At 56.4% G+C, this 16,338-nt stretch carries 12 protein-coding genes and 1 pseudogene; 8 read left to right on the top strand and 5 right to left on the bottom strand.

Annotated features, from left to right (window positions below; genetic code table 11):
- The 5 genes from AC1MLZ_RS23260 to AC1MLZ_RS23280 form a co-directional block, all read right to left on the bottom strand.
- Nucleotides 1–2,084: type I restriction endonuclease subunit R (locus tag AC1MLZ_RS23260; protein WP_480962220.1), on the bottom strand; the 2,084-nt coding region annotated here is incomplete at its 3' end.
- On the bottom strand, nt 2,081–2,704 hold the full coding sequence (locus AC1MLZ_RS23265) for a hypothetical protein (RefSeq protein ID WP_480962221.1): 624 nt from the start codon (nt 2,702–2,704) through the stop codon (nt 2,081–2,083). The genes AC1MLZ_RS23265 and AC1MLZ_RS23260, both read right to left, overlap by 4 nt.
- A complete protein-coding gene (locus AC1MLZ_RS23270; RefSeq protein WP_480962222.1) occupies nt 2,701–3,972 on the bottom strand; it encodes a restriction endonuclease subunit S in 1,272 nt (423 codons plus the stop codon). Before AC1MLZ_RS23270 ends, AC1MLZ_RS23265 begins: the two co-directional genes overlap by 4 nt.
- Complete coding sequence (locus tag AC1MLZ_RS23275) at nt 3,969–4,898, bottom strand: endonuclease NucS domain-containing protein (protein WP_480962223.1); 930 nt, start codon at nt 4,896–4,898, stop codon at nt 3,969–3,971. The genes AC1MLZ_RS23270 and AC1MLZ_RS23275 overlap by 4 nt, the downstream gene beginning before the upstream one ends.
- On the bottom strand, nt 4,895–6,478 hold the full coding sequence (locus tag AC1MLZ_RS23280; protein ID WP_480962224.1) for a type I restriction-modification system subunit M: 1,584 nt from the start codon (nt 6,476–6,478) through the stop codon (nt 4,895–4,897). The genes AC1MLZ_RS23275 and AC1MLZ_RS23280 overlap by 4 nt, the downstream gene beginning before the upstream one ends.
- 1,042 nt (nt 6,479–7,520) lie before the next feature.
- On the opposite strand from AC1MLZ_RS23280, the pseudogene AC1MLZ_RS23285 reads away from it, so the two are divergent.
- From AC1MLZ_RS23285 to AC1MLZ_RS23320, 8 genes and pseudogenes are all read left to right on the top strand, one after another.
- Nucleotides 7,521–7,610, top strand: a pseudogene (locus AC1MLZ_RS23285) (hypothetical protein); the annotation flags it as partial.
- A gap of 157 nt (nt 7,611–7,767) precedes the next feature.
- Nucleotides 7,768–10,113: a type IV secretion system DNA-binding domain-containing protein gene (locus AC1MLZ_RS23290; RefSeq protein WP_480962225.1), complete on the top strand. Its 2,346-nt coding sequence runs from the start codon at nt 7,768–7,770 to the stop codon at nt 10,111–10,113.
- A gap of 2 nt (nt 10,114–10,115) precedes the next feature.
- Entirely contained in the window at nt 10,116–13,358 is a 3,243-nt protein-coding gene (gene mobF, locus AC1MLZ_RS23295) for a MobF family relaxase (RefSeq protein ID WP_480962226.1), read from the top strand.
- Nucleotides 13,359–13,360: 2 nt separating this feature from the next.
- Nucleotides 13,361–14,122, top strand: a complete 762-nt coding sequence (locus AC1MLZ_RS23300) for a hypothetical protein (protein WP_480962227.1) — start codon at nt 13,361–13,363, stop codon at nt 14,120–14,122.
- A 28-nt stretch (nt 14,123–14,150) separates the two neighbouring features.
- Nucleotides 14,151–14,993 (top strand): nuclease-related domain-containing protein, encoded by an 843-nt coding sequence (locus AC1MLZ_RS23305; RefSeq protein ID WP_480962228.1) that lies wholly within the window; start codon nt 14,151–14,153, stop codon nt 14,991–14,993.
- The gene (locus tag AC1MLZ_RS23310; RefSeq protein WP_480962229.1) at nt 14,980–15,300 is read left to right on the top strand and encodes a hypothetical protein; all 321 of its coding nucleotides are present in this window, start codon (nt 14,980–14,982) and stop codon (nt 15,298–15,300) included. The genes AC1MLZ_RS23305 and AC1MLZ_RS23310 overlap by 14 nt, the downstream gene beginning before the upstream one ends.
- A complete protein-coding gene (locus AC1MLZ_RS23315; RefSeq protein WP_480962230.1) occupies nt 15,287–15,589 on the top strand; it encodes a hypothetical protein in 303 nt (100 codons plus the stop codon). Before AC1MLZ_RS23310 ends, AC1MLZ_RS23315 begins: the two co-directional genes overlap by 14 nt.
- Nucleotides 15,579–16,337, top strand: a complete 759-nt coding sequence (locus tag AC1MLZ_RS23320) for a hypothetical protein (protein WP_480962231.1) — start codon at nt 15,579–15,581, stop codon at nt 16,335–16,337. The genes AC1MLZ_RS23315 and AC1MLZ_RS23320 overlap by 11 nt, the downstream gene beginning before the upstream one ends.
- Nucleotide 16,338: the final 1 nt, after the last annotated feature.

Consider the following 16,338-nt stretch of genomic DNA (forward strand, 5'->3'; position numbering starts at 1 on the left):
TCTATCAGGATGGTCTCACTTGCGCTCTTATCAGAGAACAGCGCAATCGCCTCGTCCGTATTAGACTTAAGATTTCGGAAACAGATGATGTTCCCCTGGCTCTTCAAATCATTTAAAATACGGTTTGTGCGCGAATACGCCTGGATCAAGCCGTGATACCGCAGATTTTTGTCAACGTAGAGCGTGTTAACCTTCTTCGCATCGAAACCCGTAAGGAACATATTGACCACTAAAAGAATGTCCACTCGGTCATCTTCGCGGAAGGCCTCCTTATCACGTGCCTTTATCCGACGTCCGATGTCTTTGTAGTAATTGTAAAATCCGTCATGCTGCTTTGTGCTAAAAGCTGTGCCATATTGCTGATTATAGTCAAGAATGAACTCATCAAGCTTCTCCCGGCTATGCTGATTGGCGAGCGTATTCGGCCCAAGATCGAAATCGGGCTCTCCAATAATTCCATCGGCGTCTTTATCGTCTTCGTTGGTACCAAAAGAAAAGATCGTGGCAACGCGAAGGTCATGCTCGCCAGCCGCCCGGCGCGCCTTGAACTGCTCATAGTATTGAATAAGTGCCGCGATGCCACTGACTGCCATGATCGAGGTGAAGTCTCTGCCGTGGGTTTTTCGAGCATGGTTGTCGATTACCCACTTCACGATTCCGTCAGTGCGACCGGGGCTCTCGAAAAACTCCTTAGTGTTTATCCCGACGACATTTTCATCGATAAGGCTTCCGTCCTTGCGTTGCAGCTTACCCCAATACTCAACCGAAAATTTCAACACATTTTGATCGCGGATCGCATCGGTGATGACATATTGATGCAGTTGTTCTCCAAACAGGTCACGCGTCGTCCGCTTGCCAAGATCATTGCGGCTGGCGTTGTCAGCAAATATCGGTGTCCCGGTAAAGCCAAACATCTGTGCATGTGTGAAGAAATTGGTAATCCGCTTATGCGTCTCGCCAAACTGTGACCGGTGGCACTCGTCAAAGATAAAGACGATTCGACTACCTTTGAGAGCAGTCATCGTTGTATCATAGCGATCCTTGCCGATTGCATGGTTCAGCTTCTGAATCGTAGTTACAATCAGCTTAGTGTCGTCGCCAAACTGCTTCACTAGCGCGGCGGTGTTGCTCGTCCCATCGACGCTACCTCTGGCGAAATGATTAAACTCACGGGTTGTCTGGTAATCCAGATCGGCGCGATCGACTACGAACACCACCTTCGTTACTTTAGGAAGCTGCGTCAATACCTGTGCTGCTTTGAAGCTGGTGAGGGTTTTGCCTGACCCTGTGGTGTGCCAGATATAGCCGTTCTTGCGTCCCGTCTTTACCTGGTCGACAATCGACTCCACAGCGTAGTATTGGTAAGGTCGCAATATCATCAATACGCGGTCAGTCTGCTGTAATACTGTATAGCGACTGATCATCTTTGAAATATGGCATTTTTCAAGGAACGAATCTGCAAACTCATCAAGATGCGATATTATACTATTGTCGCGCTTGGCCCAAAAAAACGTTTGCTTAAAACTTTGTCGACGCTGATTTGCATAATACTTAGTGTTAACACCGTTCGATATAACAAATATTTGAACATAGTTAAATAACCCGCGAGCGCTCCAGAAACTATGCCGCTGGTATCGATTGATCTGATTGAATGCCTCCTTCATCTCCAACCCGCGCCGCTTCAGTTCGATCTGCACGAGCGGAAGTCCGTTGATAAGAAGCGTTACGTCATATCGGTTCTTGTACGTTCCCTCCTGAGCAATCTGAGTCGTCACTTGATATTCGTTTCGGCACCACTCCTCCGTGTTGAGGAAGCGCAGCCAGCAGGTTGTGCCGTTGTCGCGTAGGAGGGCCATTCGGTCACGTAGCGTTTCGGCGCGGTCAAACACATTGCCTTTGTCGAGGTGGTTCAGCACACGCTCGAACTCGGCTACAGTCAGCACTACTTCGTTGTGCTTCTCCAATTGCCGCTTGAGGTTCGTAAGGAGCTCGCGCTCACCTCTAATAATGACCCGCTCGTATCCTAACCCCGTCAAACGGCTAATCAACTGCTCTTCCAAAGCATGTTCAGACTGGGCGGTCATAGCTTACCCTCCAGGCTCGCCAAATATTCATCTAGTTGGCTTTGATATGACGGAAAGTCGTTGTCATAAACTAAGCGACTGTACGGCGATGAGCCAATCGGGCTGCCTATTGCGTCTAGGAAATCGTTAAAGTCTGGGTTTCTGGCGTAGTTTGGCAAATCATGTTCGATCTCGAAGAACGTGTCGAGCATGTAGAAGGTCATAGCCTCGGCATATGCCCTGAACAGCTCGGCCAGTCCCGGAGAGCTGTTATCTTTAGGTGCCTTGTGCCCATGGGAGATATCCCCGCGCTTATTCCTGATCTCAGACAGCGCAGTGATGGGCTTCAGCAGTTTGTCAACAAAATCTGCTTCAAAATCCTCGCTCCAATTGGCCAACTGCAATAGTGCCTTCTTGACAGCTCCGCCAAATGGCAAGCCCTCAATCTGCCGCTCATCCATCCCGCGCTCAAGATATAGCAAAATGTTTTTAGCTGCCCACTCGATGATAGTCTTTGAGCAGTCCAGGACTGTGTCGGGGCTTGCACCTTCGTTCTCACATGCGTCGATAATTACCACGAGCTCGCGAAATTCGGGAAAGCGCCTGTCATTTTCTTCAATGATGTTACGTAGCTTTATCATATTTGCGGCTGTACGAAAATGTGCTGCAGCATACCCTTTTTAAACATTTGCATAGACTCTATTTGGGTCGAGACGGCATCGATCTTGACGTCAAGCGCAGCGATAAAATCGGCTATTTTCTTCTGCTCCTCGTAATCGACGGGGAGTGTCATTTTGCCCTGCAAGAATCTCGTATTCGTAATATTAATGGTGTTTTTTGCACCCTTCTGAACCAACTGTTTCAGATAATTGTGCGTGTTGACCGCGGAAAGAAAGTGCTCGTTTAGTATATAGCCAAGGGCGTAGGATTCGGGGGTGAAGACCCCATAAAGCGGTGAAACAATTGCACGTACGTTTAGCCGGCTTTGCTTTATGATCCCGAACGGAAAGTCACCGGTTGGACTTTTAGTGTAGACAAGGTCTCCAGGCTTGATCAGACTATAGTGATCGGTATTCGCAGCCGAAAAGCTTCGGCCTAAATGCTCGACCTGATCAATCACGCCTTTGTGTACGGAGACTGAGTGCACTCGCTCGCCCCCGGTACCTCGCTCTCCGTGCTCGAATAGGACTTCAGAGAGTTGCTTCTCTTGCCAATCGGGGAACGTGGTACCGTCGTCGCGCGAGAAGCGCAGTTTTCTTGATAGGAGGCGCTGCGTCATTGCCTTCTTGTATGCCTGCAGTGCCGTGCGCCGCTGCCTAAGCAGATGGATCCGCTCATCGCCACTTTCGAGGAATGCCTGAATTTCGAGCTGCTCGGGCAGAGACGGTGCGAACAAATGCAAAATCTTCAAGTCCGAGTTGTAGACGTTACTGATGCTTGAGCCTCGTGCAAGCTTTGCTATTGCCGTGCGCAAGACAGAGTTGATGTAATAGGCAGCAAAGATCGGTGAAATAATCGACCGATCTTTAGGCCGCAGGATGTTGATAGTCCGTCCGATTGCAACACCGGCCAACGTTAAGGCGGAGGCAGCACCTATATCCATCGGATCCTCACCTGCGGACGGAATTAAAATTTCGTCACCACGACTGAAAGTGAGCTCGTCTACCGGAAGGTCCGTTTTATTTACAACGCTCCGAATTACTTCACCATAAAGGTGGTATAGCTCACCGTATCGGACACACGGGATTGAGAGCTCAGGCGAAGCCTCGCCTTGCTTTATACTTTTACCCGTCGAGAAATCGAATATTTCGTCAAATTGGTGGCGACGTATTGACGAACTTTGGTCACTTGCCGTGAACCGGCGGAATCGGAGCTTTGGCGCTTCAGGCCGGTTAGGCGTTTCGTTCATGACTTCACCAACTGAAAACTAATCTTATAGCGATAGAAGTCGATCTTATCGGTCACCGATAACGCCCGACGTAGCCGTAGGTCGTCATCCATCGCAATGATCGCGCCGCGTACACGTTGGCCCTCCTCAGCCAATTCAGCTGAGACGTAGCCCATATAACGCTGAACCTGCCCCATTACCGCGTCGCTGGCGCGGCCGCGCTTCAATTCGACTACCAGCAATTCCTTGCGGTCTTTGCTGATTGCAAGAATGTCGATCGGGCCGGTGTCGCTAGGATATTGCTGCCCCGCTATCTCTCCCTCGTCGCTGAAAATCTCATAGCCGCGGCCCAATTCCGTTTGCGCCCAATTGGCGACGAGGAAATCCTCAAGATGCTTTTCCAATGCGAAGGTATTTGGGTCTTCGATCACGGGATGGCTGGCGGTGATTCCAGGCACGGCGTCGCGGCCAATTAGCAGTTCGACTGCGGCTGCATATTTGGTGATGTCGGACACCGTGCCGATCGAGCCCATTGAATTGAGCAGCGCCTCGTTCATGTCCGTCTTTGCGATGCGACTGGTAAACCATTTTACCCTTCGCCGGTGCGGCAGCACGTCACCGGCGACGTAGTAATAATCTCCAGTCACTTCCCCGGCGAGATAAGCGCGATCGCCATCGGGGGACAGGATGATATCGCCCTTTTGCATGCCTTGGCAAATTGTCCATAGCATGCCGCAGGCTAATCCCGCCGCAACCTTGGATTTTTCGGGATGATTGGCGAGATATACCGGCTTGAACTTACCGCCGAACACACGCCAGTCGGTGCCGAATTGACCAGAAAGGTCTTGGTCGAAACCCCAATACGCGCCGACGAAGCCGCCGTCATAGCATTGCTGCGCATACACGCTTTTGCGGCCCAGCATGATGCGACGATAGGACTTGCTCACAGCGGGGCCTTGACGCCCAATTCGGCGCAAAAAGCGGTAATTTTCACGTCGACGTTGACCATCTCGACGTCAATCCTTTTTAGCTCAGCGATCACTTTGTCTAGATCGATCTCCGCTTCCTCCTCGAACGTTTCGACATAGCGCGGAATGTTGAGGTTAAAATCGTTCTCGGCGATTTCCCCCATGGTCGCGCGATGGCTGAACTTTTCAGTCTCCCGTCGCTCGCGATAGGTGGAGACAATTCGGTCGATGTCTTCATCTCGCAAATTATTTTGGTTTTTCCGTTTCTCAAAATTGCCGTCGCCACTCGCATCGATGAAGAGCACATCGTCGCCATGTTCGCGGCACTTCTTGAAAACCAGGACGCATGTCGGAATGGAAGTGCCGTAGAAGATATTGGCAGGCAGTCCTATCACAGCGTCGAGCCAGTTTTTTTCCTCGATCATGTAGCGGCGAATATGCGCCTCCGCCGCGCCGCGAAACAGTACTCCGTGGGGCAGTATCACGGCCATCGTGCCGTTTTCGTCGAGATGGTGTATCATGTGCTGGACGAACGCAAAATCTGCCTTCGATGCCGGTGCGAGCCGCCCATATTGGCTGAATCGATCATCCGCCAAGAATATGTCGTTCGCGCTCCAGTGCGCCGAGAACGGCGGATTTGCGACAACGGCCTCAAACCGAGCATCCGTATCGAATAGCGGGTGGGTGAGCGTATCTTCCTGGCGCAAGTCGAATCGCGAATAATGGATATCGTGAAGCAGCATGTTCATACGGGCGAGATTGTACGTCGTCCGGTTCATCTCCTGTCCGTAATAATGGCCGACCTCTTCTACTTCGCGCGCCACTCGCAACAGGAGTGAGCCTGAACCGCAGGTGGGGTCATAGATCGACTTTAGGCGCTTCTTGCCCGTCGTGACGATACGCGCAAGAATTGTAGAGACTTCCTTTGGCGTATAAAACTCGCCCGCCTTCTTCCCCGCGCCGCTGGCGAATTGACCAATCAGATACTCGTAAGCGTCGCCCAGCACGTCGCTGTCGGCTTTCTCCAGTTCAAAATCGATCGCATCGAGATGGACAAGTACCTTGGCAATCAGCTCGTTTTTGGCCTCGGCGGTGCGGCCCAGCTTAGTGCTGGTAAGGTCGAGATCCTCAAACAGTTTATCGAAGTCGTCCTCGCTGTCGGTGCCCATAGTGGAGCGCTCTATATTCGCGAGGATCGTCTGCAGATCGTCGAGGATAAAGCGGCTAGATCCGGCCGGGCCCTTGCTGTTGCCGCGCTTGGCGATCTCACCGAACAGCTCGACGGGTTTCAGGAAATAGCCGAGCTGCTCGGTCGCTTCCTCGCGCACGGCATCAAGGATCGCGTCGCCCTCAGCTGTGCCTCCTTGCACGTCGAGATATTCGACCCCGTCCTCAGCGAGGATACTGTTCGCATAACGATGCATTTTCTCAGAGAGATACTTGTAGAAAATGAAGCCGAGAATGTAGTCCCGAAACTCGTCAGCGTCCATTTTGCCGCGCAACGTGTTGGCAATGTTCCAGAGCTGTTGCTCCAGGCGCTTTTTTTGCTCTTCAGTCACAATTTTTCCCTCGTCACAGGTCCCCCTATCGGTAGGCCATGCGTGCGCCAACCGGTTTAGCGCCTAACAGGAAGCGTAAGATAGAATCCCATGCCAATCGTGGTGCACTACGTAGCAAAATCGACACGTGTTACGCAGTCCGCCGGCGTCTGTTTATGGGCGTCCCCGTCCGTCCGAGGTCTCGATTTTACCGTACGCGGCACCGGTGCGGAAATGCCCGCCGAGCAGCTTCACGCCATAGACGATGGAATCAGTATTGTGGATGTTCGACGGCGCGCCAACGTCCCCTGTAGCGCCCGCGACCGGCCGCAGTCTGCTGCGCTTCGGCTTTGCTTTACGCGGTAACATTGCCGGCCTGGGAGCCGTGCAGCCGAACCTCCAAACCCTCGTCGTCCACCCAGCCGTGGTCACCGGTGGCGGCCATCATTAATGACGTCAACGAGCAGCGAACAAGAGGCTGCGTATGGAGCTTCAGTTCGCTCTCTCGCGCAGTAAGACATCATCATTGATGCCTCACTGGCAGCTTGCCAGGTGCTGGCTGACAAGGCGTCACACATCGGATCGCCATGATGGCTATCTGCTCCCCAATTCCGGTCAAATAAAGAACATCGGCGTAAGACGTTAGGCCGGATTTCGTGGCTGAGCGCGCTGTCCCGCGCGCCTAAGTGCCTCGTTAAACGCCAGAAACCGTCTCAAATAGAGGCTGAAAACCAACCCGCAAAATAGGGCTGAAATCTTGGCAATTGACAGCACACCCTACGCAAGCTGCGCTTGCCTTTTCCGGTGGTAAGTCAACAGCTTAGAAGTATTTAGGCATGTGGCACAACGTGCCACCCTCCGTGGCACGTTGTGCCACACTGCAAAAATCGCGGTTTTACGAAGCTTTCGCGTGGCACGCTGTGACACGTTTCCTGTAAACAAGGCAATCTGGCTATTGCTGATCTCCAGCCCGCCAGTTATACCGAACTGCTTTTCGGAAGCTCCACCAGTCCCCCTGCTAGGGAGCTGGAAGTTGAAATCCTATCGTCACTGCACGGTCCGGATGCCCCGAGACCTTTGTGATCGGATAGACGTCGAGGCAGCCTCGTTAGGTTGCACACCCTCTGACGTTATCCGTCGTGCAATCGAACATCATCTCGACCGGCTCAAGCTATTATCGGATAGCAGTCGGCGTCACCTACGCGTGACCGAGTACATGCAGGTAGCGCTCGACGCGATCATCCGGGAAAACCACCCGGAACTGCGTGAGACACTCGTCCTAGAAACCGACCGTCGCATGAAGCTTCACCATGGCGCGTGATGACCCCAAAAAGCCGCGCAAGGACATCCGCAACGACAAGCGGCCGATCCCCCAGAAGCATGACTCATCGCGAGGTGATCCACCGCGTAATTCGGGCAACTTCACCCGCGGTAGCCAGCTTCTCAACACCCAGGTTCTCATGTGGCTGCAGGGCATCAAGATGCCCGCCTACATGTGGCTCGGCGTCTTCGTCATCGCCTACACCGCGATCCTGTCGATCACCCTCGACGAGAACAACGTCCAGCTCATCTCAATGCGCATTCTGTCGTCGCTGTGGGACTGGATTTCGTTCGACCCGATGAAGAAGATCAACCTGCGGCTACCCGACAACAGCGTGCGACACACGTATATGGGTTACGTGCCCTACGTGCCCGAGGTCATTCTCGCATGGCACAAAGCCGTGAAGGGCCTCATGGGGTCCATCGCGATCGCCTCGTGCATCACGATCCCGCTGTCGATCTGGTACATCGATTTTTCAGCCCGTCGCGGGAAGGCGATGATCCAGGAACGCCATGAGCGCGGCGCGATGCTCGTCGATCGGGACCTCCTCTATTCCGAGATCGCCGCGCACAACAAAGCCGAGTTCGTAAAAGAGGCGGCCAGGCTTTATCCGGGACAGGCGCCGGAGCAGGTCCTGAAGCTCAAATTCAGGGCGCGTAAGGCCGGTGGCATACATCACCCCTACAGCGTCGCAGGGATCCCGTTTCCCTATCGTCTCGAGCAGTCGCACTTCATGACGCTCGGCACCACCGGTTCGGGTAAAACGACCGTGTTTCGCAAGCTTCTGGCGCAGATGCGGGAGCGCGAGGATACCGCCGTCGTGTTCGACCTGACCGGGGCGTATGTCGAGGCGTTCTACGATCCCGAGCGCGACACGATCCTCAATCCGGCAGATGCCCGTTGCCCGGCTTGGACGATCTTCAACGACTGCCATTCCTACAGCGATTTCACGGCCGCTGCTGGTGCGTTGATTCCATCCGATGGCGGAGCCGCAGACCCCTTCTGGGCGCTCGCCGCCCGGACCCTCTTCATCGAGATGTGCATGAAGCTCATCGAGAAGAAGCTGACGTCGAACAAGGCACTGGCGGACAACCTGATGACCGCCGATCTGAAGCTGGTCCACAAGCATCTGGCCAACACCATCGCAGATCCCATCACGGCGCCTGAGGCGGCGAAAATGGCGGAATCGATCCGTGCGGTTTTCAACACTAACGCGCAGGTCCTCCGCTTCCTGCCAGACGACGGTCCACAATACTCGATCAAGGAGTGGATGACGTCGGAGAAGAAGCCCGGTTCGATCCTCTTCATCACGTCCAATTACACCGACTTGGAGATGAACCGAGCGCTCCTCACGCTCTGGTCCAATTTGGCGATCCACTCGCTCATGACGATGCGGAAAACACGCGATCTACGGACCTGGTTCGTGTTCGACGAATTGGGAGCGCTGCATCGCCTCCCGGCGATCGAAAATGGCCTCCAGACCGCTCGCAACTTTGGTGGCGCGATGGTCCTTGGACTGCACTCATTCGACAAGCTCGTACAGGTTTACGGCGAGGAGAATGCGCGCAATCTGTCCTCCCTGGCACGTACCAAACTGATCCTCGCTGCGGCCGATCTCGACACTGCGGAGCAGGGCTCTCGCTACATCGGCAACCGCGAGATCCGGCAGATGGATGAGGGCTACAGCTACGGCTACAACAATACCCGTGACGCCTCGACGCTGACCCCGCGCAAACAGATCGAGCCGCTCGTTATTCCCGACGACATCATGAACCTGCCCAGCCTGCATGGCTTCGTGAAGTTTCCCGACGGTTTTCCCGCCGCCCGCATCCGCCTCGAATGGGAGCATTACCCGACAGTTGCGGAAGGCTTCATCGCTCGCAAACCCGGCAAGCCGGACGAACCCAGCGCAGTTGTTCGCGGAGGAGGTAGCAAGCCGCAGGGTGGTGGTGATGACGTCGGGCGTGGAGAGGCGCCGGGTCTGGATGAGGACGAGGTTGCGCCTGCCAACGAGGCCAACGCTTTCGCCACCAACATCCTGTCGCAACCGACCGAGGGCGAAGTCGATAATTCACGAGACGGCACGCCGATTGAGGCCACGGCCCGTAGCGAGCCGCAAGTACTACTCGAGGACATGCGTGATCGCGGCGGGGACGACCACCGTGACGAACGATCGCCGTTAACGAGCGTCCAAACGGAGCAGCCTCAAGGCCAAGGCAATGAGACTCACAAGAGCGGTCCCACGCCGATGGCTGAACGCACGGAAGACCTGTCGATCCGCGAGGCACGCGACGCCTTTCCCGATGGACCTGAAGACGATGGACTGAGCTACTAACTATGCACTCGATCGCATCCGTCAAATCGGCCTCAGGTGCCGCCAAATATTTCACCAAGGACGACTTCGTTGCGGGGGAGTATTACACCGACGAGAAGGCCGGCGACGTTAGCTTATGGGGCGGCGCGGAGGCCGCTGCGGCGGGGCTTACTGGCACAGTCACACAAGAGGCGTTTGCAAAGGCGCTGAACGGTGAACTGCCGTCAGGCGATAAGGTGGTCGAGCAGAAAGAGTCTCGCCGTCCGGGGTACGATCTGACGTTCTCCGCGCCTAAGTCCGTGTCGGTCATGGCCTATATCGCAGGCGATAAGCGCATCCTTGGACCAGACGGTGCGCAGACCAAGGCGGTCCAGCAGACCATGGCCTGGGTCGAGAAAAACCTTGCTGAAACTCGCATCACCAAGGACGGCAAAACCGAGACGGTGAAGACCGGCAATCTGGTCTATGCGCTGTTCCAACACGACACGAGCCGGGCACTAGATCCGCAAGCACACATCCACGCGATCGTCGCCAACATGACGCGGGGTCCGGACGACAAATTACATGCTCTCCATGCCGACCGGATCTGGTCGAGCAACAGCGTGATCGGCTCGATCTACCATAGCTTCCTGCGCGATGAGATGGAGAAGCTTGGCTACCAGGTTCAGATGACTGGGAAGCACGGCACGTTCGAGATTGTCGGCGTTCCAAAGGAAGTGCTGGAGACGTTCAGCCAGCGCCGCGAACAGATAATGGAGAAGGCGGCCGAACTGGGCATAGTCTCGGCCAAGGGCCGCGATACCGTCACCGTTAACACACGCGATCCCAAGCTGAATGTGGAAGACCGGGACGGTCTGGTGCTCGACTGGATGAAGAAGGCCGCGGAGCACGGGTTCGACGGTAAGAAGCTTCTCGAAGGGGCTTTGGGCGCGTCCGCCAAGATGGCCGAACGTGAGAACGCTGGCCCCTTAGGGCGTGGCTACACCGCGATCGCGGACGCGGTGAAGGTGGCGATGGAAACAGTGTCGGGGATGCTACGCTCCCCTGATCCGCTGGTCGATCGCGGTTTCGTTCGCATGGTGCAATCCGCCGGTCAGGCCAACGCCCAGCTCGCTGTCGCTTCGGCGATCCGCATCCACGGACAGCGTGAGGCGGCCTTCGAGACCGATCGCGTCGCCAAGACAGCACTCGATCTTGGATTGAAAGGCGTCACCATAAATCACATCGACGCTCGGATCGATCAGTTGCTGGAGAAGGAGAAACTCCTCGCGGGTAAGATCCAGGTCAACGGCAACACGGTAGCAGCCGTGACGACGCCAGAGGCGCTCCAGACGGAAATACGGATCCTCAGCATGGTTGAGGCCGGTAAAGGCGGCGCAACACCGATCGTCGCCGCAGCCGACGCTCCTGATCGGCTACAGGCGGCCTCCCCTTTCGAGCTAAACCCGGGCCAGCTGGCCGCGGCTACATTGCTCGTGTCCAGCACCGATCGCATCGTCGTCGTGCAGGGCGTCGCCGGCGCCGGCAAATCGACGATGCTACAGGCTACTGCCGCAGTCGCACGCGAGGAAGGCAAGCGCGTCCTGGGCCTCGCTTTCCAGAACAAGATGGTCACCGATCTCAGAGAGGGCCTGAAGCCGCGCGAGATGTCGGTCTCCGAGATGAAGGACGCTGGAATCGAGGCCCAGACCATCGCCTCCTTCATCTGGGACAACGAGAAGCACGTTACCAATCCCAACACACCGGAGGCGCAGGCAAAGCGCGCGGAGATGAAAGACACGATCATCGTCATCGACGAGACGTCGATGGTCTCCAACCCCGACATGCTGAAGTTGCTTACGATCGCGGACGCGCTCGGCAACGAGCGTCTCGGTCAGATCGGCGATCGACAGCAGCTCCTGCCCATCAACCAGGGCAAAGCCTTCGCGATGCAGCAGGCGGCCGGTGTGGGGATGGCGCGGATGGACGAGAACATCCGTCAACGCACCGACCAGCTGCTCACCGTCGCGGCCCTCACCAATATCGGGAAGGCTTCGGAAGCGTTGCGGGTGCTCGGTGATAAAGTCGTGGAAGATGCCAACCCGGCCGAAAAGGCGGCCGACCTATGGCTTGCGCTGTCGCCTGAAGATAGAAGTGTCACCGCGATCTTCACCTCCGGGCGGGAGGCCCGGCGTGACATCAACAGCAGGGTGCAGGCCGGTCTGGTCGAGGAAGGCACACTGAAGGGTGAAGCGCTGTTTCTCACCGTCCACCAGGCGGTCAACAGTACCCGCGAGGAGTTGCGCTATGCGCACATCTACAAGCCGGGTCAGTCCCTTCATATCCAGGGCAAGGTCCCTGAACTGAATCTTAGACACGGCACGGCCGAGGTCAAACGTGTGTTTGCCAACAAGGTGGAGATCGAAAGCAACGGCCGACGGGTGAAATTTAGCCCGCAGCGCATTGACCCGCTGATCGATCGCGACCGAATGCAGCTGACCACGCTTGAGACAATTAAGGTTCACGAGGGCGACCGTATCCGCTGGACCGCGAACGACAAGGGACGCGGCATCGACAACGCAGCAACGGCCACGATCACCGGCATTGAAGACGGGCGAGTCACCGTCGAGCTGGCGTCAAAGGAGACGCTGACGCTGGAGAAAGCCGATCCGATGCTCTCGCGGCTAGACCTTGCCTATGCCTTGAATGCGCACATGGCGCAGGGCGCAACTGCCGACAAAGGCATCGCGGCAATGCACAGCTACGAGAGCAACCTCTCCAACAAGCGTCTGACCAACGTCATCGTCACGCGCGTCCGAGACGACCTGACCATCGTGGTCGACAACCAGAAGAAGCTCGAGATGCAGCTAGACCGGAACCCCGGTAACAAGACGTCCTCACTGGAAAGCCTAGGCCGCCTCGATATCGATGGAGCCTCAGCGCAGACCAAATCGGCCGACGACGCCTTGACCAAAGCGATGGAGAGTCTCGACGCGGCCAGCAGCGAGAAGATCCTGATCGATCCAGCTAGCCTCGATATGACCGACCTGCCGCCAATGGGCGCATCGACCACCGACTATGCCGACATGAAGAACCGAGATGGCGAAATGCCTCCGGTTAAGGACGGTGATGATGCCGACCGCCGCGATGTCCGTGCCGATCGCAAGGACGACGAGCTAGGCATGCGTCCGCTCGACATGGATGACCTTAGCGCCCTGCCCGCAATGATCGGATCCGGTGACCAGATCCGCGGCCTTCCCGAGAAAAACCTCAGCCTGGATATGTGACGATGACCCACACGCCCACAACGCTGATCCTATGCGGCACCAGTGAGACTATCCCAGCAGACATCCTCAAGCTGCTTTTGACACAAGCGCGAGGAGGTCGCGGACGCTTGATGATAGTCGACGAAGGTAGCCAACTCGCACGTCTGCATGCCGCCCAGGATGCGGATCTTTTGTTAGACCCAGAAATCGGCAACTGGGACTTCTTCGCGGACCACGTCACTGAGCTTGATCTCGCCTGCGCCGGCGAAGCAATCTTAAGGTCTGACGGCCTGGAACCCATCATTTACAACCGTCTCACCTGTGTGCTCGGCGAGATGATTTGGGACGTGGCGGGAAGACCCGGTGCCCGACTGCATGACGTCTCAGAAAAAGTTCGTGCTTTCGGGTATCAATTATTGGCCGACGCGATGCGCCTGGACCTCGACGTCTCCACCGACAACCGGGCAGGCTGGACGGCGTTAGCGCGTCTTCAAGAGGATGCCGGACGGTTTGCGGCCGGTACGTCGTCCACCACAACGTCCATTCGTCGCTGGCTGACCACAAGTCCTAGATCAGTGCTGTTCCTGAACGCCGGTGCCGGGGTCAACGACGGTGCATGCCGCTCTGTCCAGGCCGCCATCGACTGCGTTTCACGGCTTGAGGTGGACGCCGGGCGGGAGGTCCAAATCGTCCAAATTCATTCCGCGACCGGCTCCGGCACGAGGTTGCGAGACATGTCACTGCAGGCTGTGCCTTGGCAGGCTCGGACCGAAGGCTGCTGCTGAAGCTCACTATAATAAAGGGGAAAAGTACGTGATCGTTAAGCCGTCGACTAAAGTAGAAGAATGCGAGGCGATCGCCGCCTTCATGGCGAATTCGGATTTTGACCAGCTGCCAGAGCGCGCGCGCAGGGAAACGATGAACCGAAAGCGCGGACTAAACGGTGAGCGATCGACCGCGCATATCCTTGATCGCCACTTCCACGACGCGTCCAACCACGCGCTCTTGCACGATCTACGGCTCCCTGACGGTATCGGCGGGTTCGCCCAGTTCGATCACGTCATTCTGTCACGTCTGTCGCGCACCGCGGCTGTTGTCGAGGTGAAGAACTATCGTGGCCGGATCTCCAAGAACGAGCATAATGAATGGCACGTCTGGTATGAGGGACGGCGACGGCCGGTCGACATCCCCAACCCATTGGAACAGGCCCGACGCCAAGCAAAGGTTCTCAGGGACTGGCTGAAAGCGCGTAGGCATGACGTCGCGTTCGAGACGATCGGCGCGTTCGTCATCATCCCTCCGGAAGGCTCGATCGACCGCTCGAAGGTCGGCGCCGACGTGCGTATTTACAAGGCAGACAACTTCATTGCAGCATGGACGGAATTCGGGGGAATAAGCCCGCTTGGTCGGATGTTCTCTACCGGCGTGTCAGTAAAGACGTTGATGGCGATCGGCAAACAGCTTGCGGCCGATCATCAGCCTAATCCACGCGGACTTGAGGAGCTGATTGGAATCCGGTTTCAGAGCGGTAAATCCGCTTCCAGCGTCGTGACAGGCGACGAAGAGAAGGAGAATGAGCCAGAAACGGCCGCCATCCACGACGCAACTCTCACGACCCATCGGAAACAGCCGGAGGCCAGTCATGGGGCTCGCTGATCGCGACTATATGCGTGAACCGAACCGGCAGCGTGGCCGAGCCACGCGCTTGAATGCCGTGCCGACGGATGGCGTCATTTTCGAAGCAAATTACGCTCATAAGCCAAGATCCATCCGTCTGCCCCGGCGCCGACGAATGGCCACGCTCTTGATTTGGCTAATCGGCGGTACTGCAGCCTTTACAATCCTGTGGGCGATCGCCTGCGCGATGATCGGCGCACAATGGCACGGCCAAGGCGCGACATTCACGCCTGCGGACATGCAGAAAAACCAAATCATCGTGGGGAGCGACCATGGCGGACGCTAAGCAGGACCAGGCGTCGGCCAAGCAAATGACGCCGGCTGAAATATGCGACACAGAATTGGCGGATAGCTTCCGAACCCAGTCATTCCACCTGATGCAGGAGCATCCGATCGCGGCTGCGCACTTGGTACTAGCGGCTGCCTCGATCGCGCCGACATGTGATGCCGAGCAGGATGTCGCGGACCAATTCTCCTACGTGATCGTCGATTTCGCGCAGCAGCTCGGTGTCCTGCACCGCCGCGCAGTCAATCGGCGAGCCCAGGACGCCAAGAGTGTCGCAAATGAGCATTGATGACCGCGACTACATGCGCGAGCGCTATCGCCAGCGCCAAGGACTGGGCGCTGGAACGACATGGTGGAATGACCGCAAAGGCCGACGGGAGCTTCATGGAGACCGAAAGGCGGTGCCGCTTGGAAGCGCTAGCTGGATTGGCGGAGGCGGCAGCGGCACCAACACCGGGGTTGGTGGTGGCTGGTTCGATGCCGCAAATCGTGGCTTCGACTATCAGAAGAACCGGCATCGACCCAGGCGCCACAGTCGGACGTACCCAGCGCAGAAATGGATATTCCTGCTGTGGGCGATACCGGTCCTGATCCCAGCCTATCGTGAGGCAAAACGCTCCGGCTGGATTCCAGACCGTGCCGCGGAGTTGCCTTTCCCCGCGTCCGGGACCGTCACGGTCAATGATAGCGTCGACCCGAAAACGGCTACTTCACAAATCAAGGTGAACGCGGCGCAGGCAAATGCAGTGGTACAACTGTTCGATCGGAAGACAGATCAGCACGTCATCTCTGTCTATGTGAACCGAAACGAGGATGTATCCGTACCGGTGCCACCTGGCACTTACCGGATGAAGATCATCGAGGGGGACAAGTGGCACGGCCTGAAGACGTGGTTCGGTACATCGACCACCTATGAGACCGTGGTGCGACCGATGGTCTTCACACGGCGAACCAGTCGATGGATCGACTTAAATCGGTCGCCGGCCGGCAACCTGCACACCAGCATCAATTTTACCAACCCAAAACCGCTCAACTGAA

Source organism: Sphingomonas sp. PEI4 (genome assembly GCF_056679955.1).

Coding starts and splice junctions, on each gene's coding strand:
- AC1MLZ_RS23320 (WP_480962231.1), top strand. CDS start 15,579: ATGAGCATTGATGACCGCGACTACATGCGCGAGCGCTATCGCCAGCGC.
- AC1MLZ_RS23290 (WP_480962225.1), top strand. CDS start 7,768: ATGGCGCGTGATGACCCCAAAAAGCCGCGCAAGGACATCCGCAACGAC.
- AC1MLZ_RS23265 (WP_480962221.1), bottom strand. CDS start 2,704: ATGATAAAGCTACGTAACATCATTGAAGAAAATGACAGGCGCTTTCCC.
- AC1MLZ_RS23270 (WP_480962222.1), bottom strand. CDS start 3,972: ATGAACGAAACGCCTAACCGGCCTGAAGCGCCAAAGCTCCGATTCCGC.
- mobF (WP_480962226.1), top strand. CDS start 10,116: ATGCACTCGATCGCATCCGTCAAATCGGCCTCAGGTGCCGCCAAATAT.
- AC1MLZ_RS23310 (WP_480962229.1), top strand. CDS start 14,980: ATGGGGCTCGCTGATCGCGACTATATGCGTGAACCGAACCGGCAGCGT.
- AC1MLZ_RS23300 (WP_480962227.1), top strand. CDS start 13,361: ATGACCCACACGCCCACAACGCTGATCCTATGCGGCACCAGTGAGACT.
- AC1MLZ_RS23315 (WP_480962230.1), top strand. CDS start 15,287: ATGGCGGACGCTAAGCAGGACCAGGCGTCGGCCAAGCAAATGACGCCG.